A 26,074-nucleotide genomic window follows, 5' to 3' on the forward strand; every position below is an offset into this window, starting at 1 on the left:
TCCCACGGGCAGTTTCACCGGCTAGCCGGTGAAACTGCCCCTCAGGCCGGCCCCACCGTCGCGAGCGTCTGCGGGCGGGAGAACACCTCGGCCGCGAGGGTGCGTACGTCGGTGGGGGTGATCGCCTCGATGCGGGTGAGGACCTCGTCGACGGAGCGGAGGCGGCGCTGGAACAGCTCGGCCTCGCCGAGGCGGGTCATCCGGGAACCGGTGTCCTCCAGCGAGAGCACCAGGCCGCCACGGGCCTGGCCCTTGCCACGCTCGACCTCGTCGTCGTCGAGGCCGTGCCGGGCCACCAGCGCCACCTGCTCGCGCACGACGCGCAGCAGCTCGTCGGCCTTGCCGGGGAGCGAGCCGGCGGCGACGCCGACCATGCCGGCGTCGGAGTAGCCCAGGCCGAAGGAGTAGACGGAGTAGGCCAGGCCGCGCTTCTCGCGCACCTCCTGGAACAGCCGCGAGCTGGAGCCGCCGCCGAGGCCGGCGTTGAGCACATTGAGGGTGAGCCGCCGGGGGTCGGACCGGGTCATGCCCTGCACGCCGAGCACGAGGTTGACCTGCTCGAAGGGACGGGTCGCGAAGACCTCCCCGACGCGGAAGTCGCGGGGCGCCTCGGCGATGCGGGGCCCACGCGGGGACGCGTCGGTGCCGAGGAAGCCGCGACCCGCGAACGCGGCGGTGACGCGACGCACGACGTCGTCGTGGTCGACGTTGCCGGCCACGGCGACCACCGTCGAGGCGGCGACGTAGTGGGTGCGGTAGTAACCCTCGACCTGGTCGCGGGTCAGGGCCCGGATCGACTCGGCGGTGCCGGCGATGGGCAGCGCGAGCGGGGTGCCGGCCCACGCGGTCTCGGCGAAGAGGTTGTGAACGACGTCGTCGGGGTCGTCGTCGTGCATCGCGATCTCGTCGAGGATGACCTCACGCTCGGCCTCGACGTCCTCGCCCGCGACGTGGGAGGAGGTGAGCATGTCGCCGAGCACGTCGAGCGCCATCGGGAGGTCCTCGTCGAGGACGCGGGCGTGGTAGCAGGTGTACTCACGCGCGGTGTAGGCGTTGAACTCGCCGCCGACCTCGTCGAAGGCGGTGGAGATGTCCATCGCCGACCGGGTCGGGGTGCCCTTGAAGAGCAGGTGCTCCAGGAAGTGCGAGGCGCCGTTGAGCTCGGCCGCCTCGTCGCGCGAGCCGACCTGCACGAAGACGCCGACCGCGGCCGAGCGGACGCCCGGCACGTGCTCGGTGACCACGCGCAGGCCGCCCGGCACGACCGTGCGGCGCACGCCGGCGGGCAAGGAGCCCGCCGGCGTGGCAGCAGGGTTCGTCACGCGGTCTCGGGCTCCGAGCCCTCGTCGTCGGCCGCGTCGGAGTCCTCGACCACGGGGGCCAGGGAGAGCTTGCCGCGGTCGTCGATCTCGGAGATCTGGACCTGGAGCTTCTGGCCGACCGAGACGACGTCCTCGACGTTGTCCACGCGCTTGCCGCCGGCCAGCGCACGCAGCTTGCTGATGTGCAGCAGGCCGTCCTTGCCGGGCAGCAGCGAGACGAAGGCGCCGAAGTTGGTCGTCTTCACGACGGTGCCGAGGTAGCGCTCGCCGACCTCGGGCATCGTCGGGTTGGCGATCGCGTTGACCGCGGCACGCGCGGCCTCGGCGGCCTCACCGTTGACGGCGCCGATGTAGACGGTGCCGTCGTCCTCGATCGACAGGGTCGCGCCCGTGTCGTCCTGGATCTGGTTGATGACCTTGCCCTTGGGGCCGATGACCTCGCCGATCTTGTCGACGGGGACCCGCACGGTGATGATGCGCGGCGCGTGGACCGACATCTCCTCGGGACCGTCGATGGCCTCGGCCATCACCTCGAGGATCGCCAGGCGGGCGTCGCGGGCCTGGGTGAGCGCACCGGCCAGGACCTCGGCGGGGATGCCGTCGAGCTTGGTGTCGAGCTGCAGCGCGGTGACGAACTCCTTGGTGCCGGCGACCTTGAAGTCCATGTCGCCGAACGCGTCCTCGGCGCCCAGGATGTCGGTGAGGGCGACGAACTCGTCCTTGCCGTCGACCTGGCCGGAGATGAGGCCCATCGCGATGCCGGCGACCGAGGCGCGCAGCGGCACACCGGCCTGCAGCAGCGACAGGGTCGAGGCGCAGACCGAGCCCATCGAGGTGGAGCCGTTGGAGCCCATGGCCTCGGAGAGCTGGCGGATGGCGTAGGGGAACTCCTCGCGGCTGGGCAGCACGGGCAGGAGCGCACGACGCGCGAGCGCACCGTGGCCGACCTCGCGGCGCTTGGGCGAGCCCACGCGACCGGTCTCACCGGTGGAGAAGGGCGGGAAGACGTACTTGTGCATGTAGCGGCGGTGCTTCTCCGGCGACAGCGTGTCGAGCTGCTGCTCCATCTTGAGCATGTTCAGCGTGGTGACGCCCAGGATCTGGGTCTCGCCACGCTCGAACAGCGCCGAGCCGTGCACCCGCGGGATCACCTCGACCTCGGCCGAGAGGGTGCGGATGTCGGTGAGGCCACGGCCGTCCATGCGGACCTTGTCGCGCAGCACGCGCTCGCGGACCAGCGACTTGGTCAGCGAGCGGAACGCGGCGCCGACCTCCTTCTCGCGACCCTCGAACTGGCCGGCGACCTGCTCCAGCAGCGAGGCCTTGACCTCGTCGAGGCGCTCCTCGCGCTCCTGCTTGCCGGCGATCGTCAGCGCGGAGGCGGTGTCGTCCTTGACGGCCGACTCGACGGCGGCGTACACGTCGTCCTCGTAGTCGAGGAAGATCGGGAACTCCTGGACGGGCTTGGCGGCCTGCTTGGCCAGCTCGGCCTGCGCCTCGCACAGCTGCTTGATGAAGGGCTTCGCGGCGTCGAGGCCCTGGGCCACGACCTCCTCGGTGGGCGCCTGCTGGCCCGACTGCACGAGCTCCCAGGTGGTCTCGGTGGCCTCGGCCTCGACCATCATGATGGCGACGTCACCGGTCTCGGTGACGCGGCCGGCCACGACCATGTCGAACACGGCGGTCTCGAGCTGCGCGTGGGTGGGGAACGCGACCCACTGGCCGTCGATCAGGGCGACGCGGGTGCCGCCGACCGGGCCGGAGAACGGCAGGCCGGAGAGCTGGGTGGAGGCCGACGCCGCGTTGATCGCGAGCACGTCGTAGGGCTGGTTGGGGTCGAGCGCCATCACGGTGATGACGACCTGGACCTCGTTGCGCAGGCCCTTCTTGAAGGTGGGCCGCAGCGGGCGGTCGATGAGGCGGCAGGTGAGGATCGCGTCCTCGCCCGGCCGGCCCTCGGAGCGGAAGAACGAGCCGGGGATCTGGCCCACGGCGTACATCCGCTCCTCGACGTCGATCGTCAGGGGGAAGAAGTCGAAGTGGTCCTTGGGGTGCTTGCCCGCGGTGGTCGCGGAGAGCAGCATCGTGTCGTCGTCGAGGTACGCCGTGACGGCGCCGGCGGCCTGGCGCGCGAGCAGCCCCGTCTCGAACTTGACGGTGCGCTGGCCGTGGGGGCCGTTGTCGATGACGGTCTCGACGGCGAAGACGTCGGTTCCTGTGGTGTCGGTCAAAAGATCGTCGCTTTCGTTGGCGAAGCGATCCGAGGCCGCGTCGTGGCCGATCTTCGATCGAAGCGACTGGTGTCCGGGAGGCGTGCCGCTGGTCACGGACGTGCTGACCTGCTGGCGTCGGTCCTCCGACGAGGACACCAATCCCTACTACCGAGGACCGGGCCGCAGGGCTCGCGGACCACTCCTGGGGGGATCAGGGATGTAGTTGTGTTCTAGCACGAACGGCCCACCCGGGAGGGTGAGCCGTTCGGGGTGTCAGCGTCGCAGGCCGAGGCGGGACACGATCGAGCGGTAGCGCGCGATCTCGGTCTTCTCCAGGTAGTTCAGGAGACGACGGCGCTGGCCGACCAGCAGCAGCAGGCCACGCCGGCTGTGGTGGTCGTGCTTGTGGGTCTTCAGGTGGTCGGTGAGGTGGGAGATGCGGTGGCTCAGCAGCGCGATCTGCACCTCGGGGGAACCGGTGTCGCCCTCGACGGTGGCGTACTCGGCGATGATCTTCTTCTTGGTCTCGGCGTCTGTACCGATCGACACGACGAACTACCCGTCTCTCTTTGTCTCGTTGCGCGGCGCGCCGGGGCCTGTTCACCCGGGCACTACTGGTCCGCGGCCGTTGCACGGCAGTGTCGCCCGGGCCGGGAACCGGCCCTGGGCAACTGCTCAAGGCTATCAGCGCAGGGCACCGCACCCGAAATCGTGCCTCACGCGTGCGCGTGGGCCTCCAGGACACGACGTACGTCGCACAGGGTGGGCCGCGCCGCCGGGTCGGGGCGCAGGCACGCGAGCAGCAGGTCGCCCACGTCGGCGGGCACCAGGCCGGCCGGCAGCCGCGGCGCCCGGGGGGCACGTCGGTGCAGCACCGGCAGCCGCCGCCGGGAGTCCCAGGTCGCCTCGTCGCCGTGGGGCAGGTCCGAGGTGAGGGCCTCGACCAGGGTCACCGCCAGCCCCCAGACGTCGGTGGCGGGACCGAGGCCGGTGCCACGGGCCTGCTCGGGCGCGAGGTAGCCGCGGGTGCCGGCACCCGGTCGTCCCTCCCCCGGTCGTCCGACGAGGCTGAGGTCGATGAGCGTCGCCCGGCCCCCGTCGACCACGACGTTGGCGGGCTTGACGTCGAGGTGCAGCCAGTCGTGGCGGTGCAGGTAGCCCAGCACCGAGACCAGCTGCAGCCCCAGCCCGGCGGTGTCGGCGAGGCCGAGCGGCTCGTCCTCGACCAGCGCCGCCAGCGTGGCGCCGCCGAGCACCTCCAGGACCAGCGCCGGGGGCTCCTCGTGGACCTCGTAGCACCGCACGAGGTGGGGGTGGGCGAGCGAGGAGAGGACCTCGCCCTCGCGTCGGGTCGCCGCGACGACCCGCGGCTCGTGGCGCCGGTCCGCGCGCAGCACCTTGACCACGCTGCGGCAGCCGCGGTCGAGGTCGCGGGCGTCGTAGGTGTCCATGCGGCGGCCGTGGGCGAGCAGCGCCACCACGACCTGCCCCGGCAGCACCTGCTCCCCCGGCGGCACCGTGCCCGCCGGGACCACCGCCGCCCGCCGGCCGCTCACGCCGGCACCGCCTGCAGCGAGGCGAGGTCGATCACGCGGTCGACGTGGGCGAGGACACGCGGGTCGTGGGTCAGCACCAGCACGGTGCGGCCGCGCTCGGCCGAGAGCGGCCCGAGCAGCCGCGCGGCCGCCTCGTCGTCGAGGCCGGTCGTCGGCTCGTCCAGCACCAGCACCGGGGCGTCGCGGAGCAGCGCCCGGGCCACGCACAGCCGCTGCCGCTGGCCGCCGGAGAGCAGCCGGCCCCGCTGGCCGACGCGGGCGTCGTACGCCCCGGGGAGGCGCTCGACGAACTCCTCGGCCCCCGCCCGGCGCACGGCGTCGCGCACCGCGGCCCGCGAGGCTCCGGGGCTGCCGAGGGCCACGTTGTCGTGGACGCTGGCGTCGAGCAGCAGCGTCTCCTGGAGCACGATCGAGACCGACGCCCGCACCGACTCCCGCGTGTGCTCGGCCAGGTCGTGCCCGTCCAGCAGCACCCTGCCCGCACCGGGCTCGAGGTGACGGGTGAGCAGGTAGGCGAGCGTCGACTTGCCGACACCGCTCGGGCCCACCAGCGCGACGCGCTCGCCCGCGGCGACCTCGAGGTCGAGGTCGCGGAGCACGTCGCGACCGGTCCCGGGGTAGCCCACGGTGACGCCCCGCAGGCTGACCGCGCCGGGACCGCGCGGGAGAGCGGTCGCCCCGGGACGGTCCTGCGGCGCGGGCTCGTCGAGCAGCTCGACCACGCGCTCGACCCCGGCCGAGGCGGCGAACATCTCCGGCAGCAGGTCGCCGAGGTCGCGGGCGGGCCGGTAGCACTGCACCAGCAGGGTGAGGAAGGCGAGCAGGCCGCCGAGCGTCAGCCGCTCGGAGTCCAGCGCCCACACGCCCAGGGCGACCACGAGCAGCACGCCGAGCAGCTCGACGAGGTCGACCACGGGCAGGAAGACGGCGCGCACCCGGCTCGAGGCGAGCTCGGCGGCCATGATGGCGCGGTTCTGCCGGTCGTACGCCGCCTCGGTCTCGCGCTCCGCGCCGGCGGTCTGCACGAGCGCCGCGCTCCCGAGGCTCTCCTCGGTGACCGAGCCGAGCGCCCCGCCCCGGCGGCGCCGCTCCCGGCTCAGGTCCTTGACGAGGTGGGCGAAGCGCGAGGAGACCCACCAGAAGGCGGGCACGACGACCAGCGAGGCCAGCGCGAGCTCCCACTGCAGGTAGAACAGCGCGCCGACGAAGAAAAGCAGCCGCAGCGCGGTCCCGACGACCTCGCTGAGCTGCCCGACCATGAAGGTCTCGACCTGCGCGATGTCGCCGCTGAGGCGCTGCAGCACGTCGCCGAGGCGGCGCTGGGCCAGCCGGGGCAGCGGCAGCGCGAGCGCGTGGGCGAAGGAGCGGCCGCGCAGCCGGACCAGGAAGTGCTGGGTGATCCAGGTGGAGAGGTAGTCGTCGGCGCCGGAGACGCCGGCGCTGAGCAGGTTGAGGCCGAGGTAGAACGCGACCAGCAGCGGCAGCGCCTCGAAGGAGGCGGGCACCAGGACGTCGTCGACGAGCCGCTGAAACAGCAGGATCTCGACCACCTCCACCGCCGGCGCCGCGGCCAGCAGGGCCAGCCCGAGCAGCAGGTGGCGGGAGTAGGGCCGCAGGTCGGGCCAGAACCGGCGTACGACCTGGGCGAGGGTGAGCCCGGGGGCCTCCTCGACCACCGGGGCGTCGTCGTGCTGGGGCCGGAGCAGGGCGCCGGCCCGCTGCCACCTCGTCGTCATCTCTCGCGTCCTCGCCGTGGGTTGCCGGTGCGTGCTCGAATGGCCGTCCGGGCGGGTGGCTCCCTGATCGAGCCACCCGCCCGGACCTGTGCCTGCGGTGGTGCCGTGCCGTCAGTCGGTGCTGCGGCTGCGGGCCGCGCGACGGCGACGCAACCGCCGGCGCCGCATGATCCGGCGGCGCCGACGACGCCGGCGGCGACGCTGGTCGTCGGAGCTGTCCGAGCGCGCCGAGCGCGCCATCCGGGCCGGCTGGAGCGAGGCGAGGATCGTGGAGCGTGCCATGGTCGTGCCTTCCTGTGGGGTGGTCTTCCCTGACGAGGAGGACACTCCCGGTGGCGCGTGAGGTGCGGGTGAGGTCAGCGTGAGAGGGCTCTCACGCGTGGGTCAGCGGGTGCTCCGCAGCTCCTCGACGCCCGCGTCGCGCCACTCCCCCGACCGCGGCGCCGGCGCCGCTGCGGAGTCGTCCTCGAGGCCCTCGGGGCGGCGGCGCTGCGTGCGAGGATGCCGGGCATGACGACGGCCCCCACCGATCCCGAGAGCACGACCCGGCTGACCGCCTGCAACCTGTGCGAGGCGATCTGCGGGCTGGTGCTCACGATCGAGCAGCGTCCCGACGGCCCCGCCGTCACCGGCGTGCGCGGCAACGCGGGAGACCCCCTCTCGCGGGGGCACGTCTGCCCCAAGGGCGTGGCCATCGCCGACGTCCAGGCCGACCCCGACCGGCTGCGGACCCCCGTGCGTCGTGTCGGCCGTGGCGCCGACGCGACGTGGGAGGAGATCTCCTGGGACGAGGCGGTCCGGCTCGCCGCGGACGGACTCGCCGACACCCAGCAGCAGCACGGTCGCGACGCGGTCGGCGTCTACCTCGGCAACCCCAACGTGCACTCGCTCGGCGCGATGACCCACGGGGTCCGGCTCGCCAAGACGCTGCGCACCCACAACACCTACAGCGCGACCTCGGTCGACCAGCTCCCCGCCCAGCTGCTCGCGTGGCAGCTCTACGGCCACCAGCTGATGATCCCGGTGCCCGACCTCGACCGCACCGAGCTGTTCCTCGTCGTCGGGGCCAACCCGATGGCCTCGAACGGCTCGCTGATGACGGTGCCCGACTTCCCCGCCCGGGTGCGCGAGCTCAAGGCGCGCGGCGGCCGGATGATCGTGCTCGACCCGCGTCGCACCGAGACCGCCGCGGTCGCCGACGAGCACCACTTCGTGCGGCCCGGCTCCGACGCCGCGGTGCTGCTCGCGATGGTGCACACGCTGCTCGCCGAGGACCTCACCGACGTGCCGTCCTACGTCCGCGGCGTCGAGGCGGTCCGGCTGGCCGTCGCCGACCTGACGCCCGAGCGGGCGGCGGCGGTCTCCGGGCTCGCGGCCGAGGAGATCCGCCGGTTGGCGCGCGACTTCGCTGCGGCCGGGCGCGCGGCGGCGTACGGCCGGATGGGCCTGTCCACGCAGGGCTTCGGGTCGCTCGGCCAGTGGGCGGTCCACCTGCTCAACGTGCTCACCGGCAACCTCGACCGCGAGGGCGGCGTGATGTTCACCGAGCCGGCGATCGACGTCGTCGGCAGGGGCCTGGTGGGCCGCGGCCACCTCGGCGCCTGGCGCAGCCGGGTGCGGGGGCTGCCGGAGTTCTCCGGCGAGCTGCCCGTCAGCGCGCTGCGCGAGGAGATCACCACCCCCGGCGAGGGCCAGGTGCGGGCGCTGCTCACGGTGGCCGGCAACCCCGTCCTCTCCACGCCCGACGGCGCCGGGCTCTCCCGCGCGCTGGAGGGCCTGGACTTCATGGTGTCGGTCGACATCTACCTCAACGAGACGACCCGGCACGCCGACGTGGTGCTGCCGCCGACCACCGCGCTCGAACGCGACCACTACGACCTGGTCTTCCACGCGCTGGCGGTGCGCAACACCGCGCGGTTCTCCCCCGCCGTGCTGCCCAAGCCGGCCGGGTCGCGCCACGACTGGGAGATCTTCCGTGACCTCGCGCTGCGCATCACCGGGCGGCGCCCCGCCCGTGGCACGGCGCGGCTCAGGCGCGTGGCCGACGCCGCGGTGCTGCGGACCAGCCCGACCCGGCTCGTCGAGCTGCTGCTCCTCGCCGGCCGTCGTACGACGCTCCGCGCGCTGCGCGCCCACCCCGAGGGCGTCGACCTCGGCGCCCTGCGCCCGGTGCTGCCCGGCCGGCTGCAGACCCGCGACAAGCTGGTGCACCTGGCCCCCGACCTGGTGCTGGCCGACCTCGACCGGCTCCGCCGCAGCCTCGACGCCCCGCAGGCGGCCGAGGGCGAGCTGCTGCTGATCGGCCGCCGCCACCAGCGCACCAACAACTCCTGGATGCACAACACGCCGCGGCTGACCCGGGGCAAGGCGCGCCACCAGCTCCTCGTCCACCCCGACGACCTGGCCGCCCACGGGCTGGCCGACGGCGACCGGGTGCGGATCACCTCGCGCGTCGGCAGCGTCATCACCGAGGTGCAGGCCACCGACGACGTGATGCCCGGCGTGGTCTCGCTGCCCCACGGCTACGGCCACGGCGGTCCGGGCAACGCGGGCACCCGGCTCGCGCACGCCAACGGCGTCGCGGGCGTCTCGGTCAACGACCTGACCGACCCCGAGCGCCTCGACGTCTCCGGCAACGCCGCGCTCAACGGCGTCCCGGTGACGCTCGCGCCGGCGGACGCCCACGACGACGGGACGGGGCACGACGCCGCCGCGGCGGTCACCGAGCCGACCCCGGCACACTCCTCCCGTGCCTGAGCCGCGCGCCGCCGTCCCCGGCCTCGACGAGGTCCTGGCCCCGCTCCCCGCGCACCGCCGGCAGCTGTTCGAGGCCCGGGTCGCACGCTGGCGACCCGACCTCGACGCCGCCCTGCGCCCGCTGTACGACGCGCCCGCCGCGGTCGGCGACCGGCTGGTGCTGCTCGCCGCCCGGGCGTTCGCCGCCCGGTCCGAGGAGCTGCACGCGCTCGACCTCGAGCGGTCGCTGGCGCCCGACTGGTTCCAGCGGCCCGACGTCGTGGGCTACGCGGCCTACGCCGAGCGGTTCGGCGGCGACCTCGCCGGGGTGGCCGCCCGGGCGTCGTACCTCCAGGAGCTGGGGGTGCGCTACCTGCACCTGATGCCGCTGCTCACGCCTCGGCCCGCGCCGAACGACGGCGGCTACGCCGTCATGGACTACCGCACGGTGCGCTCCGACCTCGGCACCGTCGACGACGTCGCCCGGCTGACCTCCGAGCTGCGCAGCCGCGGCATCAGCCTGTGCCTCGACCTGGTGCTCAACCACGTGGCCCGCGAGCACGACTGGGCCCGGCGTGCGGTGGCGGGCGAGCAGGACCACCGGGACTACTTCCTGGTCTTCGAGGACCGCGACCTCCCCGACGCCTACGAGCAGACGCTGCCCGAGGTGTTCCCCGACTTCGCGCCCGGCAGCTTCAGCCACGACGCCGGGCTCGACGCGTGGGTGTGGACGACCTTCAACGACTACCAGTGGGACCTCGACTGGTCCAACCCCGCGGTGCTGTGCGAGTTCGCCGACATCATCTGCTTCTGGGCCAACCACGGCGTCGAGGTGTTCCGGCTCGACGCGATCGCCTTCACCTGGAAGCGGATGGGCACCAGCTGCCAGAACCAGCCCGAGGTGCACGCGCTGACGCAGGCGCTGCGCACCGTGGCCCGGATCGCGGCGCCGGCGGTGCTGTTCAAGGCCGAGGCGATCGTCGGGCCGCAGGACCTCGTGGCCTACCTCGGCCAGGGCGCCCACCACGGCAAGGTCAGCGACCTGGCCTACCACAACAGCCTGATGGTGCAGCTGTGGTCGATGCTGGCCACCCGCGACGTGTGGCTCGCCAGCCGCGCGCTGCAGCAGCTCCCCGCCCCGCCCTCGACGACGGCGTGGGTGACCTACGCGCGCTGCCACGACGACATCGGCTGGGCCGTCGACGACGGTGACGCCGCGGCGGTCGGGATCACCGGCCACGGCCACCGCGCCTTCCTCTCCGACTTCTACTCCGGCGACTTCCCGGGCTCCTGGGCCCGCGGCCTGGTGTTCCAGGAGAACGAGGAGACCCGCGACCGGCGCATCTCCGGGTCGCTGGCCTCGCTCGCCGGCCTCGAGGCCGGCGACCCCGACGCCCCGGCCCGGATCCGGCTCGCCCACGCCCTGGTGCTCGGCTTCGGCGGGCTGCCCGTGATCTGGATGGGCGACGAGCTCGGGCTGGTCAACGACGCCGCCTGGGACGAGGTCCCCGAGCACGCCGAGGACAACCGCTGGGTGCACCGGCCGCTGATGCCGTGGCCCGATGACGGCTCGACGCCGCGCGACGCCCACGGCATCGGCGACGACCTGCGGCAGCTCGTGGCGGCCCGCCGGGGCCTGCCCCACCTGCACGCCTCGGTGGGCGCCGAGGTCCTCGACCCGGCCGACCCCGGCGTGCTGCTGGTGCTGCGGCGCCACCCCCTCGGACCGATGCTGGGCGCCTACAACGTGACCGGCTCGCCCCGCCCGGTGCCCGTCGAGGTGCTGCACTCCGTCGGGCTCGACCCCGCCGACCTGGTCGACCGGACGACCGGCGAGCAGCCGGTCGTGCGCGGCGGGGCGGTGCTGCTGCCGGCGTACGGCGCGGCCTGGCTGACCTCGGGCAGTTTCACCGGCTAACCGGGGAAACTGCCCTCCGACGTCCGGAATGCCCGGTCTCGCGGGCAGTTTTGCCCGCTCAGTCGCCCCGGGCGGCGAGGTAGGTCGCGCGCGAGGACACGGCGCGGTCGAGCTCGGCCTTGATCTCGGTGAAGAACTGCTCGCGGTAGGTCTCGTCGGTGACGGCGTAGACGGTGAAGTAGAGCCCCGAGAAGGCCGCGAGGAACACCGAGACCTGCACCAGCTCGACGGAGAGGTTGTCGGCCCACGGCAGCGCCGAGATCGAGTCCTGGCCGGTCCACGCCTCCTGCACGCCGTGGGTCATCACCAGGCCGCCGAAGACCATGAAGAAGGCGAACACCGACAGCGCGAGCAGCAGCACCTGCACCGCCTGGGCGACCATCAGCACGAGCACCAGGTTGGCCCGCTCGAGCCCGCTGATCTGCGGGGCGTCGACCTGGTCACCCACCCGGTCGAGCTCCTCGGGCAGCCGCGCCAGCAGGAACACCACGGCGATCGCGGCGAACATCAGCACCGTCAGCCAGAGCACGCCGCCGTCGAGGTTGGCCGAGAGCTGCCACACCTCGGCGTTGATGAACAAGAAGGTGATGAACAGCAGCAGCAGCGGCAGCGCCCGGGTCACCAGGGGCAGCAGCAGGTGCAGGCTGCGCAGCGTGTGGCGGCCGGCCCAGCGGGCGATCGGCCACGCCCCCAGCTTGGTCCCGGCGTACGCCGCCGCGGCGAGGCCGGTGACCGTCAGCAGCGAGGCGGGGGCCAGGCTGGGCGTCCCGGCCAGCCAGGCCAGCGCGATGCCGCCGAGCAGGCTGAGCAGCGCGACGCCGACGAGGCCCACCAGCAGGCGGGGGTCGTGCAGCGCCCGGTGGGCCCGCTCGCGGCGCTCGGGCACGAACCACGGCAGGCCGTGCTCGACGAACCAGCGGTCGTCCTCGGGCGAGGTGGCACGCGGACGGCCACGGAGCCGACCGGGCTGGCCGGGCTGGCCGGGTCGGCCGGGCTGCTCGGGCTGCTCGGGCTGCTCGGGGCCGGCGCTGAACGGGACGGTGGGCGGCTGCTCCTCGCTCACGCGGTGCCCTCCAGCAGCTCGCGGGTGCGCTCGACGTCGAGCGCCATCCGCTCCAGCAGCTCATCGACGCCGTCGAAGCGGACCATGCCGCGGATGCGGGCGGTGAAGGTCACCTCCACGGTGCGGTCGTAGAGCTCGATCCCCTCGTGGTCGAGCACGTAGGACTCCACGCGGCGGTCGCGCTCGCCCTCGAAGGTGGGGTTGGTGCCGACGCTGATCGCGACCGGCAGCCACGCGCCGTGGAGCGGGTCGCCCTCGTCGAGCACGCGCAGCCGGCCGGCGTACACCCCGTCGGCAGGGGCGGCGAGGCCGTGGGTGGGCACGTTGGCCGTGGGGTAGCCGAGCTCGCGGCCGCGCTGGTCGCCGCGGACCACCTGGCCGACGAGCGAGAACGGGCGACCGAGCGCCTCGGCGGCGCCCTCGACGTCGCCGGCGGCCAGGCAGGTGCGGACGTAGGTCGAGGACCACACCTGCGGGCCGCCGTCGAGCTCGATGCCCTCGGCGGTGAACCCGTGCTCGCGCCCGAACTCGCGCAGGAACGTCACGTCCCCGGCGGCGCGGGCACCGAAGCGGAAGTTGGCGCCGACCACGACCGCCCTCGCGTGCAGGCCGTCCACGACCACGCGCTGCACGAACTCCTCGGGCGTCCAGGCCGCCACCTCGCGGTCGAAGGGGAGCACGAACACGTCGTCCACCCCGGCGTCGGCGAGCAGGGCACAGCGGGTGCCGACCTCGGTCAGCGGCTGCGGCGCGTGGTCGGGCCGCAGCACCGCGATGGGGTGCGGGTCGAAGGTGACGGCGACGACGCGGTGCCCCAGCTCGTCGGCCAGCTCGCGGGTCCGACGCAGCACCGCCCGGTGGCCGAGGTGCACGCCGTCGAAGTTGCCGATGGTCACCACGGTGGCGGCGAGGTCGGCGGGGACGTCGTCCAGGGATCGCCAGATGCGCACGGACGAACCTTACTGGCGTCCGCTCAGACGAAGACGGCCACGGCCCGGGCCTGTGGCCCCGCCTGCTCGTAGAGCGCGAGGAAGGTGCCGTCGGGCGCGAACAGCGCCACCGGGCCCGGGCTGCCGAGCTCCAGCTCGAGCTTGCGGCCCACGCGCACGTCGGCCGCCCGCGTCTCGTCGAGGTCGACCGCGGGGAAGCCGCGGCGGGCGGCCGCGGCGATGGGCAGCACCTCCGGCTCGGCCTCGAGCTGCTCGAGGGTGCGGGCCACGTCGAGCGAGAACGGGCCCACCGTCGTACGACGCAGGGCGGTGAGGTGGCCCCCGGTGCCGAGCTGCTCCCCCAGGTCGCGCGCGACGGCGCGGACGTAGGTGCCGGTGGAGCAGTGCAGGGTCAGGTCGACGTCGAGCACCTCGTGGGCGTCGACGGCGGCGCGGCGTACGTCGTGGACGGTGAGCGCGTGGACCGTCACCCGCCGCGAGGCGAGCTCGACCTGCTCGCCGGCCCGCACCCGGTCGTAGGCGCGGCGGCCGTCGACCTTGATGGCCGAGACCGCCGAGGGCACCTGGTCGATCTCGCCGACGAAGCCCGCGAGCGCCTCCCGCACGGCCCCCGCCTCGACCCCCGCGACCGGCGCGGTGGCCAGCACCTCGCCCTCGGCGTCGTCGGTGGTCGTGCTCGCGCCGAGGCGCACCGTGGCGTCGTAGGTCTTGTCGGCCAGCTGCAGGTGGCCGAGCAGCCGGGTGGCGCGGCCGACCCCGAGGACCAGCACGCCGGTCGCCATCGGGTCGAGCGTGCCGGCGTGCCCGACCTTGCGGGTGCCGAGGATGCGACGGGTCCGGGAGACCACGTCGTGGGAGGTCATGCCCCCGGACTTGTCGACGACGACCAGTCCGTCGGGACCGTCGGGACGGCTCACGCCCGCGGGTCGTCCTCGTGCTCGTCCTCAGGGCCCTCGCCGAGGTCGTCGTCGTCGGACTCGGGCTCGCGCGGCTTCTTGTAGGGGTCCGCGTCCCCGGCGTACGCCCCCTCGGCGGCGCGTCGCGCCGCCTCCGCGTCGGCCGCGCGGACCCGCTCGAGCAGGTCGTCGATCTCACGCGCGGTCTCGGGCAGGGCGTCACGGACGAACTCCAGCGTCGGCACCTGCCGGATGCCGAGCTGCTTGCCCACCTCGGAGCGGATCAGCCCACGGGCCGACTCCAGCGCCGCGGCGGTGCCCTCGTGGTCGGACTCCTCGCCGAGGACGGTGTAGAAGATCGAGGCGTGCTGGGTGTCACCGGAGACGCGCACGTCGGTCACGGTGACGAACCCCAGTCGGGGGTCCTTGATCCGGCGCTCGAGCATCTCCGCCACGACCACCTTGATGCGGTCGGCGATCTTGCGCACGCGGGGGCTTGCCATGGTGGGTCCTGTTCTGTGCCTGGGGCCGTCGACGGTTTCCCGAGGTCGCCTGGGAATCCGTCACCTGGCCGGTGTCGCAACACCGGCCAGGCGGCGGTCTGCCAGGCGAACCTGGGAAACCGCCGCCGGGACGACCGGTGCTGCAGCCGTACGACGTGCCGCGGGGATCAGCTCCGCGGGATCTCCTTCATCTCGAAGGCCTCGACGATGTCGCCCTCCTTGATGTCGTTGAACCCGCGCAGGACCAGACCGCACTCGAAGCCCTCGCGGACCTCGGAGGCGTCGTCCTTCTCCCGCTTGAGCGAAGCCAGGTCCAGGTTGTCCTGGACCACGGAGCCGTCGCGGATCAGGCGCACCTTGGCGTTGCGTCGGATGACGCCGCCGGTGACCATGCAGCCCGCGATGTTGCCGATCTTGGAGCTGCGGAAGATCGCACGGATCTCCGCCTGGCCCAGGGTCGACTCCTCGTACTCGGGCTTGAGCAGGCCCTTGAGCGCCGCCTCGATCTCCTCGATGGCCTGGTAGATCACCGAGTAGTAGCGGATCTCCACGCCCTCCTTGTCGGCCATCTCCGTCACCTTGCCCTGCGGGCGGACGTTGAAGCCGATGATGATGGCGTCGGAGGCCGCGGCCAGGTCGACGTTGGTCTCGGTGATCGCACCGACACCGCGGTCGATGACGCGCAGCGAGACCTCGTCGCCGACGTCGATCTGGGCCAGCGAGTCCTCGAGGGCCTCGACCGAACCGGACACGTCGCCCTTGAGGATGAGGTTGAGCTCCTGGCTCTTGCCCTTCTCCATGGAGGCCATGAAGTCCTCGAGGCTGCGACGCACGCGGCGCTTGGCCTGCATGGCCGCCCGCTCGCGGGACTCGCGCTTCTCGGCGATCTGGCGGGCCATCCGGTCGTCCTCGACCACGATGAAGTTCTGGCCCGCACCGGGGACGCCGGAGAGACCGAGCACCATCGCAGGACGCGAGGGGTAGGCCTCCTCGATGTTGTCCCCGTGCTCGTCGATCATCGCGCGGACGCGGCCGTGGGCCGGACCGGCGACGATCGAGTCGCCCACGCGCAGCGTGCCGCGCTGGACCAGGATCGTGGCGACCGGACCGCGACCGCGGTCCAGGTGCGCCTCGACGACCAGGCCCTGGGCGTCCTGCTCGGGGTTGGCGCGCAGGTCGAGCGACGCGTCGGCGGTGAGCACGACGGCCTCGAGCAGCTTGTCGAGGTTGAGCTGCTCCCGGGCGGAGACGTCGACGAACATCGTGTCGCCGCCGTACTCCTCGGGGACCAGGCCGTACTCGCTGAGCTGGCCGCGCACCTTGGTCGGGTCCGCCGCAGGCACGTCGATCTTGTTGACCGCGACCACGATCGGCACGTTGGCGGCCTTGGCGTGGTTGAGCGCCTCGACCGTCTGCGGCATGACACCGTCGTCCGCCGCGACCACGAGGATCGCGATGTCGGTGGCCTGCGCACCACGGGCACGCATGGCGGTGAACGCCTCGTGACCGGGGGTGTCGATCAGGGTGATGTAGCGCTCGTCGCCGTCGACCTCGGCCGCGACCTGGTAGGCACCGATGTGCTGCGTGATGCCACCGGCCTCCTTGTCGACGACGTTGGCGCTGCGCAGCGCGTCGAGCAGCTTGGTCTTTCCGTGGTCGACGTGACCCATGACGGTGACGACCGGCGGCCGCGCCTCGAGCATGTCCTCGTCGCCCTCGTCGGAGCCGAACTGGACGTCGAAGGAGTCGAGCAGCTCGCGGTCCTCGTCCTCCGGGGAGACGACCTCGACGACGTAGTTGAGCTCGTCGCCGATCAGCTGCAGGGTGTCCTCGTTGACCGACTCGGTCGCGGTGACCATCTCGCCCAGGTGGAACAGCATCTGCACCAGCGAGGCGGCGTCGACGCCGATCTTCTCGGCGAAGTCGGTCAGCGAGGCGCCACGCGCCAGGCGGACGGTCTCGCCGTCGCCCTTGCGGACCCGCACGCCGCCGATCGTCGGGGCCTGCATGGCCTCGAACTCCTGACGACGGGCGCGCTTGCTCTTGCGACCGCGACGCGACGGGCCGCCGGGGCGACCGAAGGCGCCCTGCGTGCTGCCGCGCTGGCCGGGACGACCCCGACCGGGACCACCGGGACGACCGGGGGCACCGCCACCGGGCGCACCGCCCGGGCCGCCGCCGAAGCCGCCGCGGCCGGGAGGGCCACCGCGCGCCGGGGCGCCACCGGGACCACCGCGACCGGGACCACCGGGGCCACCGCGACCGGGGCCGCCGGGGCCACCACGGCCGGGACCGGCACCGAAGGCGGCCGGGGACTTGGGCATCATCGCCGGGTTGGGACGCGGCATGCCGTCGCGACCGGCCGGGGGCCGGGGCGGACGCTGGGCGTCGTCGCCGGGAGCGGCGGGCGCACCCGACTGCGGACGCGGCGCCGGGCGGCGACCCATGCCCTGGGTGGAGCTGAACGGGTTGTTGCCCGGACGCGGGGCGCCGGGACGGGGCGGCCGGGGGCCGGGCTTGAAGCCGGCGCCACCGGAGGGACGCTCCTCCTCGCCACCCTCACGGGCGGCGGGCGCCTCGGGAGCCGCGGGGCTCTCGGGGGCGGCCGGGGCCGCGGGGGCGCTCGCCGCGGGGGCGGGTGCCTCCGGGGCCGCGGGCTCGGGGGCGGGCTTGGCCCGGGGACCCGGGCGCGGACCCGGTCGGACGGGTGCGGCCGACGGCGCCTGGGCGGCCGGGGACGCCGGGGCCTCGGCGGCAGGAGCCTCGGGGGCGGGCGCCTCGGCGGCCGGCGCGGCCGGGGACGCGGGAGCCTCCGGCGCGGGGGCCTCGGGGGCAGGTGCCTCGGCGGGGGCCGCAGCCGCGGGGGCGGCGGGAGCCGGGGCCGCAGGGGCCGACGGGGTCGCGGACGGCGCCTTCTTGGCGGCCTTCTTGGCAGCAGCGGCGTCGGCCTTGGCCTTCAGCTCGCTGCCGTAGGTGTCGTTGAAGCGCTTCTCGACGAGGGGGTTGATGCCCGACGACGGCGCCTTGACGAACTCGCCCAGGTCGCCGAGGAGGGTGATGACCTCCTTGCTGGGCACGCCGTACTTCTTGGCGAGATCGCTGACTCGGGTGTTTGCCACGGATTTCCTCCTGGTCCGAGCCCGTCCAGGAGGGCAGCGAACCGCTAGTTGATGTGCTTGCTCATCGCGCGGTACTCATTGCGAGGGGTCTCATCGCAGGCTCATGAGCTCGTGCTCCCGTTCCGGATGGGTGCTGACTGGGTCTGTGCTGGTGTCGCGCGTGCTGGTGGTGCGTCGTGCGGTGCGAGGTGCCGGCGCAGCCGGTCGAGGCTGAGTGCTGCTCGGGCCTGAGCATCATGCCGCAGGGCCCGGGTGAAAGCACGTTTGCGCTCGGCCAGCGCCAGGCACGCGACCGTGGGGTGCAGGTGCGCCCCGCGGCCCGGTGCGGAGCCGACCGGGTCGGGCTCGACGTGCCAGGGGGCCTGGCCATCGGGACCCGCACGGACGACCACCCGCAACAGCTCGCGCTTGGGGGCCTTCTGCCGACACCCGACACAGGTCCGGACGGGTCCGTCGCCGCGCTGCGTGTCCTGCTGGAAAACCACCGTGGGCCACTCTACCGGGCGGCTCGCCCCAGCCCTAACCGGATCTCGGGGCCTCCCGGTCAGTCGGTCGGTGCCTCGTCGGAGCGGATGTCGATGCGCCAGCCGGTGAGGCGGGCGGCGAGGCGGGCGTTCTGGCCCTCCTTGCCGATCGCGAGCGAGAGCTGGAAGTCGGGCACCACGACGCGGGCCGAGCGGGCGGCGAGGTCGACGACGGTGACCTGGGAGACCCGGGCCGGGCTGAGCGCGTTGCCGACCAGCGTGGCGGGGTCGTCCGACCAGTCGACGATGTCGATCTTCTCGCCGTGCAGCTCGTTCATCACGTTGCGCACGCGCTGGCCCATCGGGCCGATGCACGAGCCCTTGGCGTTGACGCCCGGCACCTGGGTGTGGACCGCGAGCTTGGTGCGGTGGCCGGCCTCGCGGGCGATGCCGGCGATCTCGACGGTGCCGTCGGCGATCTCGGGCACCTCGAGCGCGAAGAGCTTCTTGACCAGGCTCGGGTGGGTGCGCGAGAGCATCACCTGCGGACCGCGCATGCCCTTGCGGACGCTGACCACCAGGCACTTGATGCGGGTGCCGTGGGAGTAGTCCTCCCCCGGGACGCGCTCGCCGGCGGGCAGCAGCGCCTCGAGCGAGCCCAGGTCGACCATGACGTCGTCGGGGTTGCGGCCCTGCTGGATGACGCCGGAGACGATGTCGCCCTCCTTGCCGGCGAACTCCCCGAACTTGCGCTCGTCCTCGGCATCGCGCAGCCGCTGCAGCATGATCTGCTTCGCGGTCGTCGCGGCGATCCGGCCGAAGCCCGCCGGGGTGTCGTCGTACTCCCCCACGACCTCGCCCTCGGCGTCGCGCTCCTGGGCCACCACCGTGACGTGGCCGGACTTGCGGTCCAGCTGGACGCGGGCGTGCTCCTGCGCCTCGTTGCTCTTCTGGTACGCCGTGAGCAGCGCCTGCTCGATGGCCTCCACCAGCACCTCGAAGGGGATCTCCTTCTCGCGCTCGAGCATGCGCAGCAGGTTCATGTCGATGTCCATCAGGACTCCTCGTGCTTGGTGAACTCGATCTGGACCTTGGCCTTGGTGACCTCGTCGAACCCGACGCGACGGGCGGTGCCGTCCACGTCGAGGTCGGCACCCTGCTCGTCGGCACCGACCAGCCGGCCGGTCACGTCGTCCTCGCCGGGCAGCGTGACCCTGACCAGGCGGCCGACGTTGCGGCGCCAGTGGCGCGGCAGGGTGAGCGGGCGGTCGACGCCGCGCGAGGACACCTCGAGGGTGTAGGCGCGCTCGCCCATGAGGCCGCGCTCGTCGAGCACGCGGGAGACCTCGCGGGTCGCCTCCGCGATCTCGTCCATGGTGACGCCGCCGTCCTTGTCGACGGCGACCCGCAGCACGCGGCGCTTGCCGGCGGCGGAGACGTCCACGGCCTCGAGGTCGAGCCCCAGCGCGAGCATGGGTGCGACGAGCTCCTCAGCGAGGCGATCCCTGGTGTCGGACGCAGTCATGTCCCAGACCCTCCCTGCTGTGCTGTTGTGGAGTGCCACCCTAACGCCCCGGTGGGGCACGCTCGGCGGCTGCGTCGGGCGGGCGGCCGCCGCCCCTAGGATGCTCGGGTGGTCGACCCGAGCCCGACGCGGCGCACGCTCTCGCGTCGCACGCTGGTCACCGGCGGGCTGGCCGTCGGGGCGGCCGCCACCGTGCTGCCGGGCTGCTCGGTCGACACGCCGCTGCGCGGGGACGACACACCCCGGCCACGCCGGCCCGCCCCCGACGTCGCGGTCGCGACCACCGCCCTCGCCGAGCTGCGGGCGACCCGCCGCGCGCTGGCCGCGACCACCCGCCGCTTCCCCGGGCTCGCCTCCCGGCTCGACCCCGTCGGGTCGATGCATCGGGCTCACGAGGCCTCCCTGGTCGACGCCGTCCCGGCGGGTGCCGACCCGAGCACCCCCGCCAGGCCGTACGCCGTGCCCCGCCGCCGTCCCGCCGCCCTGCGCGCCCTGGAGCAGCGGGAGCAGGAGCTGCACGACCGCCTGGCCACGCTGGCCGCGCAGGCGCAGAGCGGCGAGTTCGCCCGGCTGCTGGCGAGCATGGGCGCCGGCGTGCAGCAGCGCCTCGCCACCTGGCCGGCGTCGTGACCCCGGTCGAGGCGCTGCAGAAGGCGCTGGCCGCCGAGCACGCGTCGGTCTACCTCTACGGCCTGCTCGGGGCACGGGCCTCGGCGTCGGCTGAGCCGGTGCTGTTCGCCCGCCTCGAGCAGGCGTACGCCGACCACCGCACCGCCCGCGACGACCTGGTCGCCCGGCTGGCCCGGCGCGGCGTCGACCCGGTCGCGAGCGAGACCGACTACGCCCCGCCCGGACCGGTCTCGACGCCCGAGGAGATCGAGGCCGTCGCCCGCACGCTGGAGCGCCGGGTGGCGCTGACCTACGGCGAGGCCGTCGCCCACACGGCGGGAGAGGACCGGCTGGCGGCCATGGACGGGCTCGACGCCACCGCCGTCCGCGGCCTCGGGTTCGGCGAGCCGCCGACCGACTTCCCCGGGCTCGGCTGACTCCCGGGTCGCCCCCACGCGGACCGGCACCGGGGGCCCCGGCGCTGTCGGCCGGCCCGTCTAGGGTCGAGGACATGAGCGAGTTCGATGCCGCCCAGGCGGCCGTCCAGGCCGCGCTCGACGCCGGAGCGAGCTATGCCGACGCCCGGCTGATGCACCGGCGCTACGAGTCGATGTCGGCCCGCGACGGCGACGTCGACGACGTCACCCAGGACGCCGACTCCGGCATCGGCGTCCGTGCGCTGGTCGGGTCCGGCTGGGGCTTCTTCGCCACGCCCGACCTGGGCGACCGGTCGCTGCGTGACGCCGGCACCCGTGCCGCCGAGATCGCCCGGGCGAGCGCGCTGGTCAGCCGCGAGGGCCGCGGGATGATCCCCGGTGAGGCCTCGGTCGGCTCGTGGGCCAGCGAGTGCGTGACCGACCCGTTCGAGGTGCCGCTGTCGACCAAGGGCGACCTGCTCGTCCGGGCGACGCAGACGATGCTCGAGCACGGCGCCGACCTCGCGACCGGGTCCTACGACATCTGGGAGACGCGCAAGTGGTTCGTCTCCAGCGAGGGCCACCGCATCGACCAGCACGTCCGCGAGAGCGGGGCCGGCATCCAGGCCACCGCCATCGGCGAGCACGAGACCCAGCGCCGCTCCTACCCCGCCTCCCGCGGCCAGTTCGCCACCCGCGGCTGGGAGTTCGTCGAGGAGATCGACCTCGAGGCCAACGCCGCCCGGGTCGGCGCCGAGGCCCGTGAGCTGCTGACGGCGCCCGCCTGCCCCAGCGGCACCACCGACCTGATCCTGGGCTCCGAGCAGCTCGCCCTGCAGATCCACGAGTCGGTCGGCCACGCCATCGAGCTCGACCGCATCCTCGGCTGGGAGGCGGCCTACGCCGGCACCTCCTGGCTCGACCTCTCCCGGCTCGGCTCGCTGCAGTACGGCTCGGAGCTGATGAACATCACCGTCGACCCGACCATCCCGGGCGCGCTGGGGTCCTTCGGCTACGACGACGAGGGCTCGCCCGCGGTCAAGCGCGACGCCGTCCGCGACGGGGTGTGGGTGGGCGTCCTTGCCGGCCGCGACTCCGCGGCCGCCGCCGGGCTCGACCACGCCGGCTCGGTCCGGGCCGACGGCTGGTCGCGACTGCCGATGGTGCGGATGACCAACGTCGGGCTCGAGCCCGGTCCGCACACCCTGGAGGAGATCATCGCCGCGACCGACGACGGGATCCTGATGGAGAGCAACCGCTCGTGGTCGATCGACGACCGCCGGCTGAACTTCCAGTTCGGCACCGAGGTCGGCTACGAGGTGAAGAACGGCGTCCAGGGTCGGCTGCTGCGCAACCCGACCTACACCGGCATCGGCCCACGCTTCTGGGCCTCGATGGACATGCTCTCGAGCGAGTCGGTGGCCTGGGGCACCCCCAACTGCGGCAAGGGCCAGCCCGGACAGACCGGTCACACCGGTCACCCCGCGGCACCCGCCCGGTTCCGCGGCGTGCGGGTGGGGGTGCGGGCATGAGCACCCAGGAGACGCTGGCCGCACGCGCCGTCGAGCTCGCCTCCGGCGCCCTGGCCGGCGCGGAGGTCGGGGCCGAGGTCGCCCGCCACGAGATGGGGCTGACCCGCTTCGCGGAGTCCGTGATCCACCAGAACGTCGCCGAGGACGTCACCACGGTGCGCCTGGTGGTCCACCACGAGGGCCGCACCACCTCGGGCTCGGCCACGGTGGTCGGCGACGACGACCTGGCCCGCCTGGTCGAGCGGGTGGCTGCGTCCGCCCGGGTCGCCCCGCACGACCCGACCTGGCCCGGGCTGACCGGGTCGGTCGACCCGGCGACCGCCCCCACGCCCGACGCGGCGACGGCCCAGGCCTCCCCCGACGACCGCGCCGCCGTGGTGCGCGGGTTCGTCGAGGGCGCCGGCGGCCTCGAGACGGCCGGCTACTGCCGGACCACCTCCAGCCGCACCGCCTTCGCGAGCTCCGCGGGCCAGCTGGTCTCGGGAGCCGCGGCCGAGTGCGGCCTGGCCGGGGTCGCCCGCGCCGAGGCGACCGAGGGTCGTGCCGACGGCGTGGCCCGGCTGATGCCGCTGCGGCTCGCCGACCTCGACGGAGCCGCCCTCGGCGCCCGTGCCGCGGCCAAGGCCCGGGCGTGGACCGACCCCGTCGAGCTCGAGCCGGGCCGCTACGAGGTGGTCCTGGAGCCCGACGCCGTGTCCGACCTGCTGACCAACTACGCCTTCGCCGCCTTCAACGGCAAGGCCGTCAACGAGCGTCGGTCCTTCGTGCGGGTCGGCGCCGACCAGTTCGACCCGGCGATCAGCGTGGTCGACGACCCGCTGGCGGTGGGGCTGACCTTCGACTCCCAGGGCACGCCGCGCGAGCGCCTCGTGCTGGTCGAGGGCGGCCGCACGGTCGCGGTGACCCACGACCGCCGTACTGCCGCCGAGGCCGGTGACGGTGCCCGCAGCACCGGCCACGACGCCGAGAACCGGTTCGGGGCCGGCCCGTCGGCCCGTCACCTCGGCATCGTGCCGACGGGCGGCCTCGACGCCGTCGCCGCCGAGGCCGACGGGGTGGTGGCCGACGCCTCGGTCGCCGAGCTCGTCGCCGGGATGGAGCGGGGACTGCTCGTCACCGACCTCTGGTACACCCGCGTCCTGGACCCCCGCACGCTGTCGATCACCGGGCTGACCCGCAACGGCGTCTGGCTGGTCGAGGACGGGCAGGTCACGGCGCCGGTCGCGAACTTCCGGTTCACCCAGGCCTACGCCGCCGCGCTGGCGCCCGGCAACGTCCGCGCGGTCGGCCGCACGGCGACGCCGGTCCCCGGCGACACCTACACCGCGACCTCGCCGCGGTTCTCCTGCCCGGCCCTGCACCTCGCCTCGTGGAACTTCACCGGCGGCGCGTCCGGCTGACCCGGCCTCAGCGCCCGAAGTCGGCCTTGGTGATGAGCGCGTGGATGCCGGTCGTGCGGTCGACGACCTGCGAGCACTGGAAGTCGGCCGCCGCGGACAGGTAGGCGTAGGCCACCGGCCCGGCCATGCCCAGCTCGTCGGTCAGGAAGGCCAGCGCCTGCCGCACGGCGGCCTTCATGGCGAGGTCCAGGCTGGTGGCGTTGCCGCCGTTCTCCGGGCCGTCGGGGTCGCTCAGCCCGATCGGGATCCAGTGGTCGGGGGTCTCGGCGAACGGGCCGTCGAAGGCGGGACGCGGAGCACCGCGCGAGCCCCGCTTGACCACCGTGAGCCGGAAGGTCGGCCGCAGCGAGCCCTCCATCGCGGTCAGCGCCACCTCGCCGTCGCCCTGCGCCATGTGGGGGTCGCCGCTGTAGAACATCGCGCCGGGCACCTGCACCGGCAGGTAGAGCGTGGAGCCCACGGTCAGGTCGTTGATGTCGATGTTGCCGCCCGCGTCGGTCGGCGGGACCGAGTCCACCAGGGCCGAGGTGTCCCGGGCCACGCCCATCATGCCCATGAAGGGGTGCAGGTCGAACCCGACCGGCACCGACCCGGGCAGCCGGCCGCGCAGCCCGCCGCGGGAGCGCTCCGCGGCGGCGAAGACGCTGATGTTGCCGCCCTCGTTGAAGTAGCGCCGCGACGCGGGGTCGCCCTCGAACTGCTCCGGGTACTCCCCCGGCAGGGCGCCCTTGCCGTGGCGGTTGGAGATCACGCCGTACGGCACCCGCAGCGGGAGGTCGAGCACCTCGATCTTGAGCACGTCGCCGGGCTCGGCGCCACGCACCGCGATCGGGCCGGTCACGACGTGGGGGCCGGGTCCGTCGTGCCGCGTGCGCGCGGCCACCTCGACGGCGTCGCGGAGCACGGCGCGCTCGGGGACGCCGTACTGCTCGAAGAACTGACGGGGATCCTGGCCCTGGTCCTCGAGCAGGCCCTCGTGGGAGATCGTGTCGAGGGTGACCACGTCGCCGGAGCGCACCACGGCCACCGGCTCGGAGTCGCGGTTGGGCAGCCGACCCCAGAGCACCTCGTCGGCCTTCGCCCGGACGTAGCGTCCCCGGGTGCGACCGACGCCGGGCTGCAGCACCTGGAGCGGTCGGGACCGGGGCGACGGCGCGGCGCTCGCGGCTCCCTGCTCCCCCGTCACGAGGGCGGCGCCGAGGGCGCCGACCGCTGCCGCACGCAGCATCGAGCGGCGGGCCAGGGAGGCGGTGGGGGACGGCAGGGCGGGGTGAGCGGGCACGGGGGTGCTCCTCTGCTTCGGTGACGGGACCACGCCACCGAACCAGGAGAACGTTTCGTCCCGGAGACCTGAGATGTCCGGCAGGTCACGTCCCGCGCACGGCGTACGCCGCTCCGGGGCTCGTGCCGCTCAGAGGTCGGCGATCAGCCGGGGCAGGTCGGCGAGCTCGTGCGCGACCGCGTCGGGCACGCCCTCGGAGTGGCCGACCTGCTCGGTCGGGATCACGCTGTGCGGCACGTGGACGGCCCGCAGCCCGGCGTTCTGCGCACCCCAGACGTCGTCGTAGAGCCGGTCGCCGACGTAGACGCAGCGCGCGGGATCCGTCGCTCCGACGGCGGCCATCGCCGCGCGGAAGACCTCCGGGGAGGGCTTGGTCCAGGACACCTCGCTCGTGTAGACGGCGCCGTCGAGGAGGTCGAGCACCCCGTCGCGACGGAAGAAGTCCTCGTGCCAGGCCCGCGGCCAGATCGTGTTGGACAGCACGCCGACCCGGACCCCCGCCTCGCGCAGCCCGGCGAGCAGCGGCGCCACCTGCGGGTCGGTGGCGGTGTGGGGCTCCCAGAACTCGCGGTAGTGGGTCAGCAGCTCCGGGTCGTGGGGCAGCCCGGCCTCGTCGAACAGGTCGGCCACGGTCGAGCTGCGCTGGTGGTCGCGGCTGCGTCCCCAGATGACCTGGTTGGCGCGCTGCAGGGCATCGACGTGGACGTGCGGTGGGTGGCTCGAGCCGGTCACCGCGTGGGCGAGCGCGAGCGCCTCGGCGTGGAAGTCGACGTCGTGCCAGCGGGTCAGCGTCCCGCCCCAGTCGAAGATGACGGCCTCGGGCTGCATGGCGGC

At 73.9% G+C, this 26,074-nt stretch carries 22 protein-coding genes; 6 read left to right on the top strand and 16 right to left on the bottom strand.

The window, feature by feature from the left end:
• Positions 1-41: 41 nt before the first annotated feature.
• The 6 genes from EDD33_RS14640 to EDD33_RS20115 all read right to left on the bottom strand — a co-directional run bounded on the left by EDD33_RS14640 (position 42) and on the right by EDD33_RS20115 (position 7,109).
• The gene (locus tag EDD33_RS14640) at positions 42-1,322 is read right to left on the bottom strand and encodes a M16 family metallopeptidase (RefSeq protein ID WP_123391702.1); all 1,281 of its coding nucleotides are present in this window, start codon (positions 1,320-1,322) and stop codon (positions 42-44) included.
• Positions 1,319-3,553, bottom strand: a complete 2,235-nt coding sequence (locus EDD33_RS14645) for a polyribonucleotide nucleotidyltransferase (RefSeq protein ID WP_123391704.1) — start codon at positions 3,551-3,553, stop codon at positions 1,319-1,321. The genes EDD33_RS14640 and EDD33_RS14645 overlap by 4 nt, the downstream gene beginning before the upstream one ends.
• A 255-nt stretch (positions 3,554-3,808) precedes the next feature.
• Positions 3,809-4,084 carry a 30S ribosomal protein S15 gene (gene rpsO, locus EDD33_RS14650; protein ID WP_123391705.1) on the bottom strand — a complete coding sequence of 92 codons (276 nt, stop codon included), beginning with the start codon at positions 4,082-4,084 and terminating at the stop codon, positions 3,809-3,811.
• 167 nt (positions 4,085-4,251) lie between these two features.
• Entirely contained in the window at positions 4,252-5,091 is an 840-nt protein-coding gene (locus tag EDD33_RS14655; protein ID WP_123391706.1) for a serine/threonine-protein kinase, read from the bottom strand.
• Complete coding sequence (locus EDD33_RS14660) at positions 5,088-6,827, bottom strand: ABC transporter ATP-binding protein (RefSeq protein ID WP_123391707.1); 1,740 nt, start codon at positions 6,825-6,827, stop codon at positions 5,088-5,090. Before EDD33_RS14660 ends, EDD33_RS14655 begins: the two co-directional genes overlap by 4 nt.
• Positions 6,828-6,938: 111 nt before the next feature.
• Positions 6,939-7,109 carry a hypothetical protein gene (locus EDD33_RS20115; RefSeq protein ID WP_170169837.1) on the bottom strand — a complete coding sequence of 57 codons (171 nt, stop codon included), beginning with the start codon at positions 7,107-7,109 and terminating at the stop codon, positions 6,939-6,941.
• 228 nt (positions 7,110-7,337) lie between these two features.
• Between EDD33_RS20115 and EDD33_RS14665 the strand changes: the two genes are divergently transcribed.
• Complete coding sequence (locus EDD33_RS14665) at positions 7,338-9,584, top strand: molybdopterin-dependent oxidoreductase (protein ID WP_123391708.1); 2,247 nt, start codon at positions 7,338-7,340, stop codon at positions 9,582-9,584.
• Complete coding sequence (locus EDD33_RS14670) at positions 9,577-11,481, top strand: alpha-amylase family protein (RefSeq protein ID WP_123391709.1); 1,905 nt, start codon at positions 9,577-9,579, stop codon at positions 11,479-11,481. Before EDD33_RS14665 ends, EDD33_RS14670 begins: the two co-directional genes overlap by 8 nt.
• 58 nt (positions 11,482-11,539) lie before the next feature.
• Here the strand turns inward: EDD33_RS14670 and EDD33_RS14675 are convergent, their stop codons facing one another.
• The 8 genes from EDD33_RS14675 to rimP all read right to left on the bottom strand — a co-directional run bounded on the left by EDD33_RS14675 (position 11,540) and on the right by rimP (position 20,001).
• On the bottom strand, positions 11,540-12,544 hold the full coding sequence (locus EDD33_RS14675; RefSeq protein ID WP_211332560.1) for a hypothetical protein: 1,005 nt from the start codon (positions 12,542-12,544) through the stop codon (positions 11,540-11,542).
• Positions 12,541-13,494, bottom strand: coding sequence for a bifunctional riboflavin kinase/FAD synthetase (locus EDD33_RS14680; RefSeq protein WP_123391711.1), 954 nt, complete (start codon positions 13,492-13,494; stop codon positions 12,541-12,543). The genes EDD33_RS14675 and EDD33_RS14680 overlap by 4 nt, the downstream gene beginning before the upstream one ends.
• Positions 13,495-13,517: 23 nt before the next feature.
• Complete coding sequence (gene truB / locus EDD33_RS14685; RefSeq protein WP_281274179.1) at positions 13,518-14,411, bottom strand: tRNA pseudouridine(55) synthase TruB; 894 nt, start codon at positions 14,409-14,411, stop codon at positions 13,518-13,520.
• Positions 14,408-14,893: a 30S ribosome-binding factor RbfA gene (gene rbfA / locus EDD33_RS14690; RefSeq protein WP_123391712.1), complete on the bottom strand. Its 486-nt coding sequence runs from the start codon at positions 14,891-14,893 to the stop codon at positions 14,408-14,410. The genes truB and rbfA overlap by 4 nt, the downstream gene beginning before the upstream one ends.
• Positions 14,894-15,060: 167 nt before the next feature.
• On the bottom strand, positions 15,061-18,012 hold the full coding sequence (gene infB, locus EDD33_RS14695) for a translation initiation factor IF-2 (RefSeq protein WP_123391713.1): 2,952 nt from the start codon (positions 18,010-18,012) through the stop codon (positions 15,061-15,063).
• A 101-nt stretch (positions 18,013-18,113) separates the two neighbouring features.
• A complete protein-coding gene (locus tag EDD33_RS14700; RefSeq protein ID WP_123391714.1) occupies positions 18,114-18,497 on the bottom strand; it encodes a YlxR family protein in 384 nt (127 codons plus the stop codon).
• Between the two features lie 59 nt (positions 18,498-18,556).
• The gene (gene nusA, locus EDD33_RS14705) at positions 18,557-19,531 is read right to left on the bottom strand and encodes a transcription termination factor NusA (RefSeq protein WP_123391715.1); all 975 of its coding nucleotides are present in this window, start codon (positions 19,529-19,531) and stop codon (positions 18,557-18,559) included.
• Complete coding sequence (rimP, locus tag EDD33_RS14710; protein ID WP_123391717.1) at positions 19,531-20,001, bottom strand: ribosome maturation factor RimP; 471 nt, start codon at positions 19,999-20,001, stop codon at positions 19,531-19,533. Before rimP ends, nusA begins: the two co-directional genes overlap by 1 nt.
• A gap of 108 nt (positions 20,002-20,109) precedes the next feature.
• Here rimP and EDD33_RS20120 point away from each other — a divergent pair, with 108 nt between their 5' ends.
• The 4 genes from EDD33_RS20120 to EDD33_RS14725 all read left to right on the top strand — a co-directional run bounded on the left by EDD33_RS20120 (position 20,110) and on the right by EDD33_RS14725 (position 23,958).
• Positions 20,110-20,631, top strand: a complete 522-nt coding sequence (locus EDD33_RS20120) for a hypothetical protein (RefSeq protein ID WP_170169838.1) — start codon at positions 20,110-20,112, stop codon at positions 20,629-20,631.
• Complete coding sequence (locus EDD33_RS20125) at positions 20,628-21,047, top strand: ferritin-like domain-containing protein (protein WP_170169839.1); 420 nt, start codon at positions 20,628-20,630, stop codon at positions 21,045-21,047. Before EDD33_RS20120 ends, EDD33_RS20125 begins: the two co-directional genes overlap by 4 nt.
• A gap of 74 nt (positions 21,048-21,121) precedes the next feature.
• Entirely contained in the window at positions 21,122-22,558 is a 1,437-nt protein-coding gene (locus tag EDD33_RS14720) for a TldD/PmbA family protein (RefSeq protein ID WP_123391719.1), read from the top strand.
• Positions 22,555-23,958, top strand: coding sequence for a TldD/PmbA family protein (locus tag EDD33_RS14725; RefSeq protein ID WP_123391720.1), 1,404 nt, complete (start codon positions 22,555-22,557; stop codon positions 23,956-23,958). Before EDD33_RS14720 ends, EDD33_RS14725 begins: the two co-directional genes overlap by 4 nt.
• Before the next feature lie 7 nt (positions 23,959-23,965).
• On the opposite strand, the gene EDD33_RS14730 is transcribed toward EDD33_RS14725, so the two are convergent.
• Together EDD33_RS14730 and EDD33_RS14735 are read right to left on the bottom strand one after the other, a co-directional pair.
• Positions 23,966-25,240 (bottom strand): acetamidase/formamidase family protein, encoded by a 1,275-nt coding sequence (locus tag EDD33_RS14730; protein WP_246003531.1) that lies wholly within the window; start codon positions 25,238-25,240, stop codon positions 23,966-23,968.
• Positions 25,241-25,369: 129 nt separating this feature from the next.
• Complete coding sequence (locus EDD33_RS14735) at positions 25,370-26,068, bottom strand: HAD family hydrolase (protein ID WP_123391721.1); 699 nt, start codon at positions 26,066-26,068, stop codon at positions 25,370-25,372.
• Positions 26,069-26,074: the final 6 nt, after the last annotated feature.

The sequence above is a fragment of the Nocardioides aurantiacus genome (genome assembly GCF_003752505.1).
Classification (GTDB): Bacteria; Actinomycetota; Actinomycetes; order Propionibacteriales; family Nocardioidaceae; genus Marmoricola; species Marmoricola aurantiacus.

Excerpts from the sequence above, each read along its gene's own strand:
- EDD33_RS14735 (WP_123391721.1), bottom strand. The coding sequence starts at position 26,068 with ATGCAGCCCGAGGCCGTCATCTTCGACTGGGGCGGGACGCTGACCCGC.
- EDD33_RS14660 (WP_123391707.1), bottom strand. The coding sequence starts at position 6,827 with ATGACGACGAGGTGGCAGCGGGCCGGCGCCCTGCTCCGGCCCCAGCAC.
- rimP (WP_123391717.1), bottom strand. The coding sequence starts at position 20,001 with ATGACTGCGTCCGACACCAGGGATCGCCTCGCTGAGGAGCTCGTCGCA.
- EDD33_RS14665 (WP_123391708.1), top strand. The coding sequence starts at position 7,338 with ATGACGACGGCCCCCACCGATCCCGAGAGCACGACCCGGCTGACCGCC.
- EDD33_RS14720 (WP_123391719.1), top strand. The coding sequence starts at position 21,122 with ATGAGCGAGTTCGATGCCGCCCAGGCGGCCGTCCAGGCCGCGCTCGAC.
- rbfA (WP_123391712.1), bottom strand. The coding sequence starts at position 14,893 with ATGGCAAGCCCCCGCGTGCGCAAGATCGCCGACCGCATCAAGGTGGTC.
- EDD33_RS14725 (WP_123391720.1), top strand. The coding sequence starts at position 22,555 with ATGAGCACCCAGGAGACGCTGGCCGCACGCGCCGTCGAGCTCGCCTCC.
- EDD33_RS20115 (WP_170169837.1), bottom strand. The coding sequence starts at position 7,109 with ATGGCACGCTCCACGATCCTCGCCTCGCTCCAGCCGGCCCGGATGGCG.
- nusA (WP_123391715.1), bottom strand. The coding sequence starts at position 19,531 with ATGGACATCGACATGAACCTGCTGCGCATGCTCGAGCGCGAGAAGGAG.